This window comes from Ilumatobacter nonamiensis YM16-303 (assembly GCF_000350145.1).
Classification (GTDB): Bacteria; Actinomycetota; Acidimicrobiia; order Acidimicrobiales; family Ilumatobacteraceae; genus Ilumatobacter_A; species Ilumatobacter_A nonamiensis.
Genome location: NZ_BAOL01000190.1, coordinates 1 through 14,181, shown reverse-complemented (window position 1 = coordinate 14,181; position 14,181 = coordinate 1). Strand labels below are relative to the sequence as shown.

The window sequence follows — 14,181 nt, the reverse complement described above, 5'->3', positions numbered from 1 at the left end:
CCATATCAACCTCGGCCGAAGTGAAGGGGCGAAGGGGCGTTCACGAGCGATGGCGAACGAGAGTCGTCCGTTCTGTCGTAGCGTTCGGAGCATGGCTGCAATCTGCACTCGTGAGCAGGAGTCATGAGGTGACGGCGCCGCAACCCGAGTACCGGATCGCTCCGCTCGACATGACGACCTGGGACGCGTTCGCCGCACTCACGGCCAAGCACAACGGGATCTTCGGTGGATGCTGGTGCACGGCGTTCCATCCCCGAGAGGGACGCAACGACTTCCCGGATGGTCAGAGTGGGAAGCGAGACCTCGTCGAACGAGGCAACGCACACGCCGCACTCGTGATGGACGGTGACGTCGCCGTTGGGTGGTGCCAGTTCGGCGGCCCCGACGAACTGCCCGAGATCTACCACCGCAAGGAGTACGCCGCAGCGTTCGACGACGCACCGCCGTATCGGCTCACATGCTTCTTCGTCGATCGCGACCATCGTCGCGATGGCGTCGCCAAGCACGCGCTCCAAGGCGCCCTGGATCTGATCGCGGCCGAGGGCGGCGGCGTCGTCGGGGGATATCCGGTGACGCGGGTGCTGGGCAAGAAGATCTCGTCGTCGTTCCTGTTCAGCGGCACCCGCGAGATGTTCGAAGCGGCCGGTTTCGGCGAGGTGCGATCACTCGGCACGAAGCGAACCGTCATGCGCAAGACGGTCGAGCCAGCCTGAACATTGGACAGTCCCTGAACTCGACGGGCGGTGAGGGGGTCCGCTTGTCGTGCGGCCGGTTCGCGGGCTCCGAGTCGAGCTCTCGTTCATCGCCGGGAAAGGTACGACGAAGGAAGCGGGACACGTACCCGCATCAGTCCGGGGCCGATTCCGAACCTGGGACACTTCGGGCGCGGTCGTCAGCGTGAGCGCAGTGGCGGGTGCGTCTACAGTCGCCCGGATGCACGCCGTTGTCGACTCTGCGCTCGGGCTGGCCGAACTCATCGAGTCCCACGCGGACGACGCCGAGCAGGCGCGACGGCTGCCACCGTCCACCGTGGCGGCGTTGGTCGAGGCCGACCTGATGCGGATGTGCGTGCCCGATGTCTACGGCGGCCCCGAGGTCGATCCCGTCTCGATGCTCCACGCGATCGCGCACGTCGCGCACGCCGATGGTGCGGCGGGCTGGTGTTCGATGATCGCCTCGACGACCTCGTCGTTGTCGTCGTTCCTTCCGGTGGAGGCGGCGACCGAGATCTACGGCGATCCGGCGTCGGTGACCGGCGGCGTGTTCGCTCCGAACGGTCGCGGAGCCGTGGTCGAGCGGAGCGGCGTCGACGGCGTGTCGGTGTCGGGCCGGTGGGCATGGGGGAGCGGAACCCAACACTGCGCATGGGTCCTCGGCGGCGCATTGTGCGATGACGATGCGTTCCGGCTGTGCTGGTTCCCGCAGTCCGACGTCGACTTCATCGACACCTGGCACACGGGTGGCATGCGCGGGTCCGGTTCGCTCGACTACGCCGTCGACGACGCGTTCGCCCCGATGGCGCGCACGATGCAGCCGGGCATCACGTCGCCGACCGTCGACAACGCGCTGGCGAGATTCCCGAACTTCACACTGCTCGCCGCCGGCGTCGCGTCCGTCGGACTCGGGATCGGTCGGCGTGCGCTCGACGAACTCAACGACATCGCCCAGGGCAAGCAGCCGCAGTTCTCGTCCCGCACGCTCGCACACAACGGTTTCACCCAGGTCGAGTTCGCCCGAGCGGAGGCGGCGCTGCGGTCCGCCCGGGCGTTCCTGCTCGACGAGGTCGAATCGGCGTGGGCGACGGTCGAGTCCGGCGATGCGGTGACGCTCGATCAGCGCATCGCAATCCGACTCGCGGCGGTCCATGCAGCGGAGAGCGGGGTCACGGCAGCGGATGCAGCGTTCACCCTGGCCGGTGGGACCGCGGTGTACGACACGAGCCTGCTCGGCCGCTGCATGCGCGACGCCCACGTGGTCACCCAACACATCCAGACCGCACCGAAACTCAACGAGAAGATCGGCAAGCTGATGTTCGGACTCGACGACGATGTGAGCATGTTCTGATGGCCGACTTCGCCGACGACTTCGAGACGATGCGCTTCGAACGCGATGGCGACGTGCTGACCGTCACGATCGGCCATCCGGAGTCGGCGATGAACGCGGTCGACGCGCGGTTGCATCGCGAGTTCGCCGAGTTGTTTCGCTTGTTGAAGCAGGAGGGTGACGCGCGTGTGATCGTCCTGACCGGGTCGGGCCGAGCCTTCTCGGCGGGCGGCGACATGGCGTGGTTCCCGGAGTTGCGTGACCCGGAGCAGATGCACGCGCTCCGACGCGAGGCGAAGCAGATCATCTGGGATCAGCTCGACGTCGAGATCCCGATCGTGTGCGCGCTGAACGGACCGGCCGTCGGCCTCGGAGCGTCGATCGCACTGCTGTGCGACGTGATCGTGATGGCCGAATCGGCCGCGATTATCGATCCGCACGTCCAGGTCGGGTTGGTCGCTGGGGACGGCGGCGCCGCGATCTGGCCATTGCTCGTCGGCCCACTCGCGGCCAAACGACACCTGATGCTCGGCCAGCCGCTGACCGCTGATGAAGCGCAGCGGCTCGGGGTCGCAGCGGAGGTCTGTGGAGTCGACGAACTGGCGGGAAGGGCACGCGACTGGGCCGATCGGATCGCGGCGCAACCACCGCTTGCCGTGCAGGGCACCAAGATCGCCGTCAACCAACAGGTCAAGCAGGCGTTGTTGACGAGCTTCGACCTCTCGACCGCGCTCGAGATGACGTGCTTCGTCTCCGACGACCACGCCGAAGCGGTCGCCGCGTTCGTGGAGAAACGCGCTCCGACCTTCCATGGACGATGATCGGTCTGCCACGATGCGAGCATGTCGCTGACGGAGAACCCGAACGATCTCGACAACACCCGCTGGGAGGACGGCCGACTCGTCGCTGACCTGCTCGACCCCGACCTCTACCAAGGCAACCCGCACGAGGTGTGGAGCTGGATGCGGGCGACCGAGCCGGTGTATCGCGACGAGCGCAACGGTCTGTGGGGCGTCACCCGACATGCCGATTTGATGGACGTCGAGCGACGGTCCACCGTCTTCGTGTCGGGCCAGGGCTATCGGGCGGTGTGGTCGCCCGCCGAGATCAACATGATCGCCCAAGATGATCCGCGTCACCGCCAACAGCGGATGCTGGTGCAGGGGAATCTGACGAAGAAGTCGGTCGAGGAACGACGAGCCGAGGTCGACGAGTTGGTTGCGGCAGTGATCGACGACGCACTCGCCGACGGTGCCGACGAGATGGAAGTCGTCGATGCAATCGCCGGCCAGGTTCCGGCGCGGTTGACCGCCCGTCTGCTCGGCTACCCGGAGTCGCGTTGGAAGGACCTCAAGTCGTGGTCGGAACGACTGATGCGGACCGACATGCGTGAGCGGGACAGCAAGGTCTTCCGGGACTTCATCGACGCGAACACGGAGTTCGCCGGCGCGCTGGGCGAGGTCGCACAGGACAAGCTCGCGAACCCCGGCGACGACCTGATCTCGGCATGGATCCACGGGCGGATCGACGGCGAGCCGCTTTCGCCCGAGGCGATCATGCACGAGGTCGGACTGTTCATCTCCGGCGGAGCCGAGACCACACGCACCGCGATCGCTCACGGACTGCGGACGTTCGTCGATCATCCGGATCAATGGGAGGCGATGGCGGACGATCCGGCGCTCGTTCCCGGGGCGGTCGAGGAGGTCCTCCGCTGGGTGACCCCACTGAACAACATGTTTCGCCGTGCTGCCGCCGACGATCGGATCGGAGACCAGCCGGTCGAGCGGGGCGACCGGATCGTGTTGCTCTACCCATCGGCGAACCGCGACGAAGACGTGTTCGACGATCCGTTCCGATTCGACATCACCCGGTCACCCAACCCGCATGTCGCGTTCGGGTTCGGGACGCACCTGTGCATCGGCACCCACGTCGCCCGAGCGACGCTCTCCGCCGTGTTCGGCCAACTGAGTCGACGCGTGACCGACCTGCGAGTGGTGACCGAACCCGACGTGGAGAGCAACATCTTCGCCCGCGCCGTCGTGTCGTTCACCCTCGGCTTCGACCAACGCTGACATCGCCTCATCCCGCGTCAGGCACCCGATGAGGCAGCCGACGCGCTGTCGTTTTGAGTGGCGGAGTGACGGGCGATCGGGCAAGGTGGAGCGATGAACGAGCACACCGACGTGGCCGCCGACCTGGATCGCGCCCGAAGCATCGTGGCCGACGCCCACCGGATCGTCGTCTTCACGGGAGCCGGCATCTCGACCGATTCGGGCATCCCCGACTTCCGTGGTCCGAACGGGGTGTGGACGAAGAATCCCGCCGCCGAGAAGGCCTCGACGCTGCAGAACTATCTCGCCGAACCCGAGGTGCGGGTGGCCGCGTGGCAGAACCGGCTGTCGACACCGGCATGGACCGCCGAGCCGAACACCGGACATGCGGCGATCGTCGAACTCGAACGGCAGGGGAGAGTCCACGCGATCGTCACGCAGAACATCGACGGTCTCCACCAGAAGGCGGGAAGCGATCCGGACAAGGTGGTCGAGGTGCACGGGACCGTCTGGTTCACCCGGTGCTGGGACTGCGACGATCGGCGACCGATGGCGGAATCGCTCGATCGAGTACGTGGCGGCGAGCCGGACCCGAGCTGCGTCGAGTGCGGGGGCATCGTCAAGAGCGACACGATCAGCTTCGGTCAGGCGCTGGTCCCCGACGTGATCGAACGAGCGCTGGACGTGAGCGACGAGTGCGACCTCTTGCTCGCGGTCGGTTCGACCCTGTCGGTCTTCCCGGCCGCGAACTGTGTGCCACGTGCAAAGGCTGCCGGCGCGAACGTGATCATCGTCAACGGCGACGAAACCGCGATGGACCGCTACGCCGACGTGCTGCTTCTCGGCCCCATCGGGGAGATCCTCCCCGCTCTCGTCCCCAGCGTTACGTGACGGGTCAGACCCATCACGTAACGCTCGCGGGAATGGCCGTGGGGTCGGAGAGGTTGTACATACCCGACCCATTCGATCAACTTTTCACCGTTAGGCTTTTCTCATGGCAACGTTTCGTGACCTGCTCTCCGCCGCCAAGGCGTCGATCACCGAAATCGACACCGAGACCGCATCCGACAAGATCGCCGAAGGGGCGCTGATCCTCGACGTCCGTGAGCCGGACGAATACGAGGAGGGGGCCATCCCCGGCGCGGTCCACATTCCTCGTGGACACCTCGAGGCACAGGTCGAAGGACGCGTCCTGGACAAGGAAGCACCCGTCGTCGTGTACTGCGCCGGCGGCGTTCGCTCCGCCTTCGCCGTGCAGACGATGGAGGAACTCGGCTACACCGGTGCGCTGTCGATGGACGGCGGCTTCGGCCGCTGGAAGGACGAGGGGCGTGACTGGAAGACACCGGCGGCGCTGACGGCCGAGCAGAACAACCGGTACAAGCGGCACCTGCTGCTTCCCGAAGTCGGCACCGAGGGCCAGCTCAAACTGCTCGATGCGAAGGTGCTGATGCTCGGTGCCGGTGGTCTCGGATCGCCGGCCGCGCTGTACCTCGCGGCGGCCGGTGTCGGCACGATCGGGATCGTCGACATGGACGACGTCGATTCGTCGAACCTCCAGCGCCAGATCCTCCACAACGTCGATCGCATCGGTGACCGCAAGGTCGACTCGGCGAAGAAGACCCTGGTCGGGCTGAACCCTGACGTCAACGTCGTCACCTACGACACCCGCCTCGACGCGTCGAACATCATCGACATCATCTCGGGCTACGACGTAATCGTCGACGGTGCCGACAACTTCCCCAGCCGCTATCTGCTCAACGACGCGAGTGTGAAACTCGGGATCCCGGTCGTGCACGGATCGATCTTCCGGTTCGAGGGCATGGTCAGCGTGTTCCATCCACTCGAAGGACCGACCTACCGCGACATGGTGCCCGAGCCGCCTCCCGCCGAACTCGCCCCGTCATGCGCCGAGGCCGGTGTGCTCGGCGTGCTGCCCGGCATCGTCGGATCGATCCAGGCACTCGAGACGATCAAGGTGATCCTCGGCCTCGGCGATCCGCTGATCGGTCGCATCCTCACCGTCGACACGAACGACATGGAGTTCCGGGTGTTCAACCTGAAGCCGAACCCCGACAACGAGGTCGTCCACGCGAACGCCGACCGCATCCGCATCGAGGAACTCGACGGCCTCTGCGCCCCCGGCCTCGACCACTGACCCGTCGCAAGTCCCCGCGGCCACGCCCGCCAGCGCCCGGCGGCTCGACATCTTCTCGACCCCGATTTGTTGCAGGTGCAGCGAGCGGTTGGGGCCGAGGAAATGCTTGGGAAGCCGCTTCGATCATGGTTACCCGTTTCATGTGACCACGACCCCGTGTGTGGGCATGAAGCTTCTCGACCTCGACAGCCACGCGCTCGAGCGGCACGGTCTCGTCGTCAAGGCAGAGTGCGGTGTTCCTGAGTGGACGTGGTATCGCATGCTGGAGCGTGGCCAGGTCGAGCTGATCCATCCTGGGGTCGCTCGATTCCCGGGCACGCCGAGGACGTATACACAGCGAATCGCGGCCGCCGTCTGGGCGTGCGGCGGGAACGCTCTCGCTTCGCATCGATCAGCGATCCACCTGCATGGTCTCGAGGTCCCGGATCCGCAGCGTGGACTCGTCGATCTCGTGCTCCCGGGGCGCAGTCGCAAGCTCGACCTCGAGGGCGTCCGGGTGCATCGCCCGACTGACGCTCTTCGGCTGAACCCGACGCGGCGCGAGGGTGTCCGATGCACGAGCATCCTGCGGGCGCTCGTCGACCTCGGAGCGGTCGCACCGGACCTCGTCCGCGACGCCGTCGGCCAAGCGCTCGCGAGCCGACTCGTCGATCTCGGAGCGTTGGCGACTCTCCTTGCCGACCATGGCCGCAAGGGTCGCGGCGGGGTTGGCGCACTGCGTCGTGCCGTCGAGGAGTGGGCGATCGACGGGAAGCCGGCGGGCAGCGTCCTCGAAGCTGCCTTTGCACGGTTGGTCACGCAGTTCGGGCTGCCGGCGTTCGAGTTCCATCCGATCATCGAGGGATGGGAGGTCGACTTCCGGTTGATCGGAACCAACATCGTCATCGAATGCGACGGGTGGACGACACACGGGCTCGATCGCACGCAGTTCGAGCGGGATCGTCGGCGAGATGGGGACCTCGTCACCGCCGGATGGGTCGTCGCGCGGTTCACCTACCGGGCGATCACCGCGACGCCCGCCGACACGGCCCGCCGGATTCGCCGCCTTCTGGCGCTGCCGACATCTTCTCGACCCGCGTGAGTCGCAGCACCTGCGCAGGATCGGGGTCGAGAATCTGTGACAGCCCGGGTTTCGGGGCGTGTCGACGGCGCGCTGCGGCGAGCGGCGGTCAGTCGAGGAATTCGGGTTCGCGGGCGACCAACTCGTCCCAGAACGGTTGGAACTGGAACCAGCCGGCGATGTCGCTGCCCTGGGCCTTGTAGCCGTCTTCGCAGTACGCCTCGGGGATCTCGATCGGGGTGCCGGCGGCTTCGGCGACGAGTTGGCTCTGGCAGGCCCGTTCGAGAGCGATGAACCACCACACGGCAGCGTCGACCGAACCGCCGGTCGTGATCAGGCCGTGGTTCTGGTGGATGAGCGCCTTGCGGTCGCCGAGGGTCTCGGCCATCTTGCGCCCGACCTCGAGGTCGAGCACCACCGCACCGCTGCCGTCACTGCACAGCGCGACGTCGTTGTAGAACATCGTCGCGTCCTGGGTGATCATCTTCAGCGGCTTGCCGAGCGTCGAGAACGTCTTGCCGTACATCGAGTGCGAGTGCGCGGCGGCGATGATGTCGGGCCGGGCCTGGTGGATCTGGCCGTGGATCGCGAACGCCGCAGCGTTCAGGGGGCCGTCACCTTCGACGACGTTGCCGTCGTGATCGACGCAGATCAGGTCGCTCACCGTCATCAGCTTGAAGTTCTTGCCGAAGGGGTTGACCCAGAAGCGGTCGAGGTGCTCGGGGTCGCGCACGGTCACGTGACCGGGGACGCCCTCGGCGAGGTGCAATCGGCCCATCGTGCGCAGCCCGCACGCCAGACGCTGCTTGCGATGGAGCCGCTCTGCGGCAAAGTCCTCCGCCGGGCTGGACGCGTCCTGTTCGAGTTCTGCGAGTTGCTCGTCGAATGTGTTGGCCATGGATTCAGTCTACGAACCTGTCAACCGCGGGAACGGGTCGGCTCGGTCAGGCCGGGTCGGTGCGGACGACGGCTTCGACCCGTTCGATCTCGTCGCGCTCCTGCACGGCGACACCGATCAGGACGAGCGAGATCCCGACGAGGTCGATCGCCGACGGTTGCTGGCCGAGACCGATCCAGCCGATCACCATCCCGGTCACCGGGAGCAGCGCGAGCAGGACGGAGAATCGGCGAATCGGGATCCGGCGCATCGTGAACTGATCGATGCCGTAGCCGATCGCGTTCGAGAACACCCCGACCGCGAGGCACAGCACGAGCAGTGAGGGGCTCGTCCACACCTCGAGGCTGCCCGGCGCACCGATCGGAGTCGTCACGAGCGCGCCGATTGCCAAACCGAGACCGAGACCGGCCACGCCACGGTCGACCTGGGCGACCCGGGATCCGATCACGATGTAGCCCGCCCACAGCGCCGACGCGATCAGGATGAACACGAGTCCGACGAGGTTGTCGTCGATCTCGACCCCACCCAGGATCACGACACCGGCGACGGCGAACAGGAGGGCGATCGCGTTGCGGCGGCTTCGCGTCGTCACCGCCGCGACGGTGATCGGTCCGATGAACTCGATCGTGATGCTCTTGCCGAGGTCGATGCGTTCGATCGCGAGGTAGAAGAACACGTTCATCAGCACCGTCGTGACACCGAAGAACGCGACGCCGATCAGTTGCTCCCGGGTCCAACCCGAACGCCAGCCGCGCGACAGCGCGAGGAGCGCGATCGCGGCCCCGATCGCTCGGAACCACGCGACGGTTTGCGGGCTGACGCCGTCGGTGCCACCGATCGACCCGTCGAACAGCAAAACGGCGAGCACCGCGCCGACGTACTGGGCGATCGCCGACAGGACGAACAACGCCTCGGGCTGCGTCGTCGACAGCCAGCGCGTGACCGGACCCGCGGTCCCCGCGTCGCCGTTCCGGTGCATTCCGGTGAGGCTACGGCGAGCCCGGCGCCGCGACGGAGGTGGCACGATGGCCCGGTGAACGATGACGTCGTGAATCGCCCGGTCAACCCCACATCCATCGCCCCGCCGGCGGCGCAGTACGTCCATGCGGTGCTCACCGACTCTGCGACCCGGTGGTTGCACACATCGGGTGTCGTGCCCGTCGCGGCGGATGGAACGACACCAGTGGACGTCGGCGAGCAGGCGAAGGTCGTGTGGGCGAACATCGCCGTGATGCTCCAGGAGGCGGACATGTCGGCATCCGACATCGTGTCGGTCACGACGTACGTGGTCTCCGGCGAACCCCTCGCTCCGGTGATGGTCGCCCGCGATGCCTTCCTCGGGGATCACCGTGCGGCCTCCACGCTCGTCACCGTGCCCGAACTCGCGCAGCCGCAATGGCGGATGGAAGTGGCCATCGTCGCCGCCGCCTGAATGTCCGCTGGCGCGCCTGGCACCGGCGGACATTTTCGGGTGGGGGTGGGCCGGGCGTACGATTCGGGGATGCCCGACGCACCCGAATTGCCGATGACCGACTCGGGGATCCCGATCGAGAAGATCTACACCGGCGAGGCGCTCGCCGACTGGAACGCCGAGCAGCGACTCGGCCTTCCGGGCAAGCCGCCGTACACCCGCGGCGTGTACCCGTCGATGTACACCGGGCGTCTCTGGACGATGCGCCAGTACTCGGGATTCGGTTCGGCCGAGCAGACCAATGAACGCTTCAAGTTCCTGCTCGAAGCGGGCCAGACCGGCCTGAGCTGCGCGTTCGACCTTCCGACCCAGATGGGCTACGACTCCGACGCCGCACGGGCCGAAGGAGAGGTCGGCAAGGTCGGGGTGGCGATCGACACGATGGCCGACATGCGGCTGCTCCTCGCGGACCTGCCGCTCGACAAGGTCTCGACCTCGATGACCATCAACTCGACGGCGTCGATCCTGCTCCTCATGTACGAACTCGTCGCCGAGGAGCAGGGGGTGTCCGCCGACAAGATCAGCGGCACGATCCAGAACGACCTGCTCAAGGAGTACATCGCCCGCGGCACCTACATCTTCCCGCCGCGGCCGTCGATGCGGATCATCACCGACATCTTCGAGTACTGCTCGAAGCACGTCCCGTCGTGGAACACGATCTCGATCTCCGGCTACCACATCCGCGAAGCCGGGTCGACGGCGGTGCAGGAGATCGCGTTCACGATTGCGAATGCGATCGCGTACGTGCAGGCAGCGGTCGATGCGGGTCTCGACGTCGACGATTTCGCGCCCCGGCTCAGCTTCTTCTGGAACGGGCACAACAACTTCTTCGAGGAAGCCGCCAAGTTCCGAGCGAGTCGGCGGATGTGGCACTCGATCATGACCGAGCGATTCAACGCGCAGAACCCGAAGTCGTCGATGCTGAGGTTCCACACCCAGACGGGCGGGTCGACGCTCACGGCTCAGCAGCCGATCAACAACGTCGTGCGCGTGGCGATCCAGTCGATGGCCGCCGTGCTCGGTGGAACGCAGTCCTTGCACACCAACGGCTACGACGAGGCGCTCAGCCTGCCGACCGAAACGGCGGCGCGGATCGCGCTGCGGACCCAGCAGATCATCGGCTACGAGTCGGGCGTGACCGACACTGTCGATCCGCTCGCCGGGTCGTACTTCGTCGAGAGCTTGACCGACGAGGTCGAGCGGCTCGCGTGGGAGTACATCGAGACGATCGACGAGAAGGGCGGTGCCGTCGCCGCGATCGAATCCGGGTTCCAGATGGACGAGATCGAGAACGCGGCGTACGAGTACACGAAGTCGATCGACGACGACGAGCGGGTGATCGTCGGCGTCAACAAGTTCACGGTCGAGGCCGAGGCCGAGATCGAACCGTTCCCGATCGACCCGGCGCTCGAGACGAACCAGATCGAGCGGACGAAGGCGTACAAGGCGAACCGGGACACCGCCGCGATCGAGTCGGCGCTCGGCGCGGTCAAGTCGGCGGCGGAGTCGAGCGACAACCTGCTCTACTCCATGAAGGACGCCCTGCGTGCCGACTGCACGCTCGGCGAGATCAGCGACAGCCTCCGTGGGGTCTTCGGCACCTACACCCCGTGAGCGAGCGTTACGTGACGGGTCAGACCCGTTGCGTAACGGCCGTAGCCTGGGGCGATGGCGTGGGAGCTGTTCCGTCGTGAAGGGGAGGGCGGACTCGAGATGATCGAGATCGACGGCGAACTGCTCGCCGACGCTCCCGTGAGAGAGCTGCCGATGGCGTGTGAGATCACGATCGACGCGCCGTCGACCCTGCCCGAGTTCCTGGCGCCGACGCAGTCGGTGGTGCAGCAGCTGGCGTCGGACCTCGCCGGACGGATCGCGGCGACCGGTCGAACCGCGAACCGTCTGTCGATCCTCACCTATCTCCCGGATGACGAGCAGGCGGAGCGATTCACCCGGATCCCGCTGCCGGCGAAGGCGTCGGTCACCGTGGCCCCGGCGAACGATCCCGACTGGACCCTGTTCGAGCGACTCCGTCCGCGGGACATGGAGACGCAGTCGATGGCCGACCTCGCGGTGATGGCCGAGCTCCACGCGGCAGGCGACGTCGGCGGGGAACGCGAGATCGAGCACACGATCACCGACATCGCCGACGATCGGCTCGAGGAGTTCGTCGAGGCTGCCGCTCGTCTCGGTTTCGTCGCCGGTGAACCCCGGGCCGACGAAGTGGTCCTCCGCCACCGGGCCGACCCGTCGGATCTCACCGCCGACAGTTGGACGCTGCGGCTCGTTGCCGAGCGTCACGGGGGCACCTACGGCGGCTGGCGGTGTGACCTCGTGCTCCCGGAACCGAAGCCGGCGCGGAGATGGTTCGGTCGTCGATGATCCTCGCCGCCACCAAATGGCCGACCTGGCAACAGGCGTGGATCACGATGCTGATCTGCATCGTGCTGTACGTCATCGTGCGCCGAATCCGCCCGTCGCGTTTCACCGAGATCGCGATGCCGGTGCTCCACGAACTCGCGGTGCTGACCGGGTTGTACGGACTCTGGCGCACGGCGAAAAAGCTCCCGCTCCAGCAGACGGAGGGAGCGATCGAGCGTGCCCGCACCATCGTCGACGTCCAGAATGCACTCGGTTTCCCGACCGAGCTGCAGCTCCAGGAGTTCGTGGTCGATCACGACCCGTTGGGGTGGTTCAGCGCCGCGTACTACATCGGGATGCACGTGCCCGCCGTCTTTGCGTTCCTGATCTGGATGTTCTGGCGTCACCGTGACAAGTACCCCCGATGGCGAAATGTCCTCGCCTTGACGACCGCGGGGTGCCTGCTGATCCGCTTCTGGCACGTGGCACCCCCGCGGTTCCTGACCGACCTCGGATACGAGGACCTGTCGGAGATCTACAACATGTCGGTCTACGGCGCCGTCGGTACCGGTGTGTCGGGACAGTTCGTCGCGATGCCCTCGATCCACGTCGCGTGGGCTGCGGTGATCTCGTTCGGGATCATCGCGTCATCGACCAGCCGGTGGAAGTGGCTGTTCGCACTGCACCTTCCCGTCACGTTCCTGGTCGTGTCGGCGACCGGTCACCACTGGTGGCTCGACGGCATCGTGGCGATCGGACTCGTCGGTCTGTCGCTGCTCATCGACGAAGGCGTCAGGCGGCTGTGGCGGGCGTGGACCCGGCGGTCAGAGCTCGGCGGTGATGGCGGCGAGCAGTTCGTCGAAGGCAGTGAAGCTCCGGAATTGGGGGAACTCGGCGATCACGTTGTCGGGTGACCGGAACAGGAAGCCGGTCGAGGCCGCGGCGAGCATCGTCGTGTCGTTGTAGGAGTCGCCCGCGGCGATGATCCGGAAATTGAGCGACTGGAAGGACTCGACCGCCCGTCGCTTCTGATCCTGCTGACGAAGGCGGTACCCCGCGATGCGGTCGTCGTCGACGATCAGTTGATGGCACATGATCGTCGGCCATCCCAACTGGCGCATGAACGGCGTGGCGAACTGTTCGAACGTGTCGGACAGGATGATCACCTGCGTCCGTTCGCGCAGGGTGTCGAGGAAGTCGCGGGCGCCCGGCACGGGGGCGAGCGTGGCGATCACTTCCTGGATCTTGGCGAGGCCGAGACCGTGTTCGTGCAGGAGGTCGAGCCGGTATCGCATGAGCACGTCGTAGTCGGGCTCGTCGCGGGTGGTCCGGAGGAGGCCCTCGATCCCGGTGGTCTCGGCGACCGCGACCCACACCTCGGGGATCAGGACGCCCTCGAGGTCGAGCGTGACGATCGTCTGGGTCGGTTCGTTGTCGGCGGCCACGTCGCCCATTCTGACGTGAGCGGCCGTCGGCCCTGAAAAGGTCGGGCGTCAGGGGCTCAGGAATCGACGATCGTCAGCTCCACCGGTGGACGTTCGGGTGTCTCGCAGGACCGATCGGCCCAGCCGAGGTAGATGATGCCGACGATCCGATCGTCCGGGTCGAACCCGGACAGGTCGAGCACGCGTGGGGGCTTGGTGAGCGCCGGCGTCGACCAGAACGTCGCCAGCCCCATCGAAGTGCCGGCGAGCAGCAGGTTCTGGATTCCCGCAGCGACTGCGTCGCGGTTCTCGATGTGGAGCATCTCGTTGTCGTGCGGAGCGCAACCGACGACCAGGGTGGCCGGGGTCCGCAGGTACTTGCCTGCTGTCTTGACCCGCTTGCCCTCGTCGCCGAAGTCCGCGTCGATCATGTCGGCGACCATCGTCTCACCGAGACGTCGTCGACCGTCACCCTGGAACAGAGCGAATCTCCACGGCCACGTCCGCTTGTGGTTCGGCGCCCACATCGCGAGGCCGCACAGTTGCTCGACGAGGGCCGCGGGTACCTCGGTGTCCTCGTCGACGAACATCGAGGTGCGTCGGTTGCGGATTACCGCAGCGAGCTGATCGAACGTCGCTGGATCGGCCATGACCCCAGCCTGTCAGACGCCGGCGAAAGTGCCCACCTCGTGCCATCGGGTGTCTGACACCGGATGGT

General features: G+C 66.5%; 15 protein-coding genes. 11 read left to right on the top strand and 4 right to left on the bottom strand.

What is annotated here, in order from left to right:
* The first annotated feature begins 110 nt into the window (after nt 1–110).
* The 7 genes from ON45_RS16440 to ON45_RS16410 all read left to right on the top strand — a co-directional run bounded on the left by ON45_RS16440 (nt 111) and on the right by ON45_RS16410 (nt 7,333).
* Nucleotides 111–713: a GNAT family N-acetyltransferase gene (locus tag ON45_RS16440; RefSeq protein ID WP_206537717.1), complete on the top strand. Its 603-nt coding sequence runs from the start codon at nt 111–113 to the stop codon at nt 711–713.
* 220 nt (nt 714–933) lie between these two features.
* A complete protein-coding gene (locus tag ON45_RS16435; RefSeq protein ID WP_040495170.1) occupies nt 934–2,064 on the top strand; it encodes an acyl-CoA dehydrogenase family protein in 1,131 nt (376 codons plus the stop codon).
* Nucleotides 2,064–2,864 (top strand): enoyl-CoA hydratase/isomerase family protein, encoded by an 801-nt coding sequence (locus ON45_RS16430; protein ID WP_040495169.1) that lies wholly within the window; start codon nt 2,064–2,066, stop codon nt 2,862–2,864. The genes ON45_RS16435 and ON45_RS16430 overlap by 1 nt, the downstream gene beginning before the upstream one ends.
* 21 nt (nt 2,865–2,885) lie before the next feature.
* Nucleotides 2,886–4,115, top strand: coding sequence for a cytochrome P450 (locus ON45_RS16425; protein WP_051063222.1), 1,230 nt, complete (start codon nt 2,886–2,888; stop codon nt 4,113–4,115).
* 93 nt (nt 4,116–4,208) lie between these two features.
* Entirely contained in the window at nt 4,209–4,985 is a 777-nt protein-coding gene (locus tag ON45_RS16420; RefSeq protein WP_040495168.1) for an SIR2 family NAD-dependent protein deacylase, read from the top strand.
* 103 nt (nt 4,986–5,088) lie between these two features.
* A complete protein-coding gene (moeB, locus tag ON45_RS16415; protein WP_040495167.1) occupies nt 5,089–6,252 on the top strand; it encodes a molybdopterin-synthase adenylyltransferase MoeB in 1,164 nt (387 codons plus the stop codon).
* A gap of 166 nt (nt 6,253–6,418) precedes the next feature.
* Nucleotides 6,419–7,333, top strand: a complete 915-nt coding sequence (locus ON45_RS16410) for a DUF559 domain-containing protein (RefSeq protein ID WP_148288732.1) — start codon at nt 6,419–6,421, stop codon at nt 7,331–7,333.
* A gap of 88 nt (nt 7,334–7,421) precedes the next feature.
* On the opposite strand, the gene ON45_RS16405 is transcribed toward ON45_RS16410, so the two are convergent.
* Complete coding sequence (locus ON45_RS16405) at nt 7,422–8,210, bottom strand: class II aldolase/adducin family protein (RefSeq protein WP_040495165.1); 789 nt, start codon at nt 8,208–8,210, stop codon at nt 7,422–7,424.
* A 46-nt stretch (nt 8,211–8,256) separates the two neighbouring features.
* Nucleotides 8,257–9,189 (bottom strand): EamA family transporter, encoded by a 933-nt coding sequence (locus tag ON45_RS16400; protein WP_051063221.1) that lies wholly within the window; start codon nt 9,187–9,189, stop codon nt 8,257–8,259.
* Nucleotides 9,190–9,243: 54 nt separating this feature from the next.
* Here ON45_RS16400 and ON45_RS16395 point away from each other — a divergent pair, with 54 nt between their 5' ends.
* The 4 genes from ON45_RS16395 to ON45_RS16375 all read left to right on the top strand — a co-directional run bounded on the left by ON45_RS16395 (nt 9,244) and on the right by ON45_RS16375 (nt 12,953).
* The gene (locus ON45_RS16395) at nt 9,244–9,642 is read left to right on the top strand and encodes a RidA family protein (protein WP_040495164.1); all 399 of its coding nucleotides are present in this window, start codon (nt 9,244–9,246) and stop codon (nt 9,640–9,642) included.
* 69 nt (nt 9,643–9,711) lie between these two features.
* Entirely contained in the window at nt 9,712–11,295 is a 1,584-nt protein-coding gene (locus ON45_RS16390) for an acyl-CoA mutase large subunit family protein (RefSeq protein WP_162471540.1), read from the top strand.
* Between the two features lie 54 nt (nt 11,296–11,349).
* On the top strand, nt 11,350–12,060 hold the full coding sequence (locus ON45_RS21710; protein WP_051063219.1) for a ribonuclease E inhibitor RraB: 711 nt from the start codon (nt 11,350–11,352) through the stop codon (nt 12,058–12,060).
* Nucleotides 12,057–12,953: a phosphatase PAP2 family protein gene (locus tag ON45_RS16375; RefSeq protein WP_241432232.1), complete on the top strand. Its 897-nt coding sequence runs from the start codon at nt 12,057–12,059 to the stop codon at nt 12,951–12,953. The genes ON45_RS21710 and ON45_RS16375 overlap by 4 nt, the downstream gene beginning before the upstream one ends.
* On the opposite strand, the gene thrH is transcribed toward ON45_RS16375, so the two are convergent.
* On the bottom strand, nt 12,864–13,484 hold the full coding sequence (gene thrH, locus ON45_RS16370) for a bifunctional phosphoserine phosphatase/homoserine phosphotransferase ThrH (protein WP_373281593.1): 621 nt from the start codon (nt 13,482–13,484) through the stop codon (nt 12,864–12,866). The two genes, ON45_RS16375 and thrH, sit on opposite strands and share 90 nt — an antisense overlap.
* A 56-nt stretch (nt 13,485–13,540) precedes the next feature.
* Entirely contained in the window at nt 13,541–14,113 is a 573-nt protein-coding gene (locus tag ON45_RS16365; RefSeq protein ID WP_051063216.1) for a nitroreductase family protein, read from the bottom strand.
* Nucleotides 14,114–14,181: the final 68 nt, after the last annotated feature.

Coding starts and splice junctions, on each gene's coding strand:
- ON45_RS16435 (WP_040495170.1), top strand. CDS start 934: ATGCACGCCGTTGTCGACTCTGCGCTCGGGCTGGCCGAACTCATCGAG.
- ON45_RS16430 (WP_040495169.1), top strand. CDS start 2,064: ATGGCCGACTTCGCCGACGACTTCGAGACGATGCGCTTCGAACGCGAT.
- ON45_RS16425 (WP_051063222.1), top strand. CDS start 2,886: ATGTCGCTGACGGAGAACCCGAACGATCTCGACAACACCCGCTGGGAG.
- ON45_RS16420 (WP_040495168.1), top strand. CDS start 4,209: ATGAACGAGCACACCGACGTGGCCGCCGACCTGGATCGCGCCCGAAGC.
- moeB (WP_040495167.1), top strand. CDS start 5,089: ATGGCAACGTTTCGTGACCTGCTCTCCGCCGCCAAGGCGTCGATCACC.
- ON45_RS16410 (WP_148288732.1), top strand. CDS start 6,419: ATGAAGCTTCTCGACCTCGACAGCCACGCGCTCGAGCGGCACGGTCTC.
- ON45_RS16405 (WP_040495165.1), bottom strand. CDS start 8,210: ATGGCCAACACATTCGACGAGCAACTCGCAGAACTCGAACAGGACGCG.
- ON45_RS16400 (WP_051063221.1), bottom strand. CDS start 9,189: ATGCACCGGAACGGCGACGCGGGGACCGCGGGTCCGGTCACGCGCTGG.
- ON45_RS16390 (WP_162471540.1), top strand. CDS start 9,712: ATGCCCGACGCACCCGAATTGCCGATGACCGACTCGGGGATCCCGATC.
- ON45_RS21710 (WP_051063219.1), top strand. CDS start 11,350: ATGGCGTGGGAGCTGTTCCGTCGTGAAGGGGAGGGCGGACTCGAGATG.
- ON45_RS16375 (WP_241432232.1), top strand. CDS start 12,057: ATGATCCTCGCCGCCACCAAATGGCCGACCTGGCAACAGGCGTGGATC.
- ON45_RS16365 (WP_051063216.1), bottom strand. CDS start 14,113: ATGGCCGATCCAGCGACGTTCGATCAGCTCGCTGCGGTAATCCGCAAC.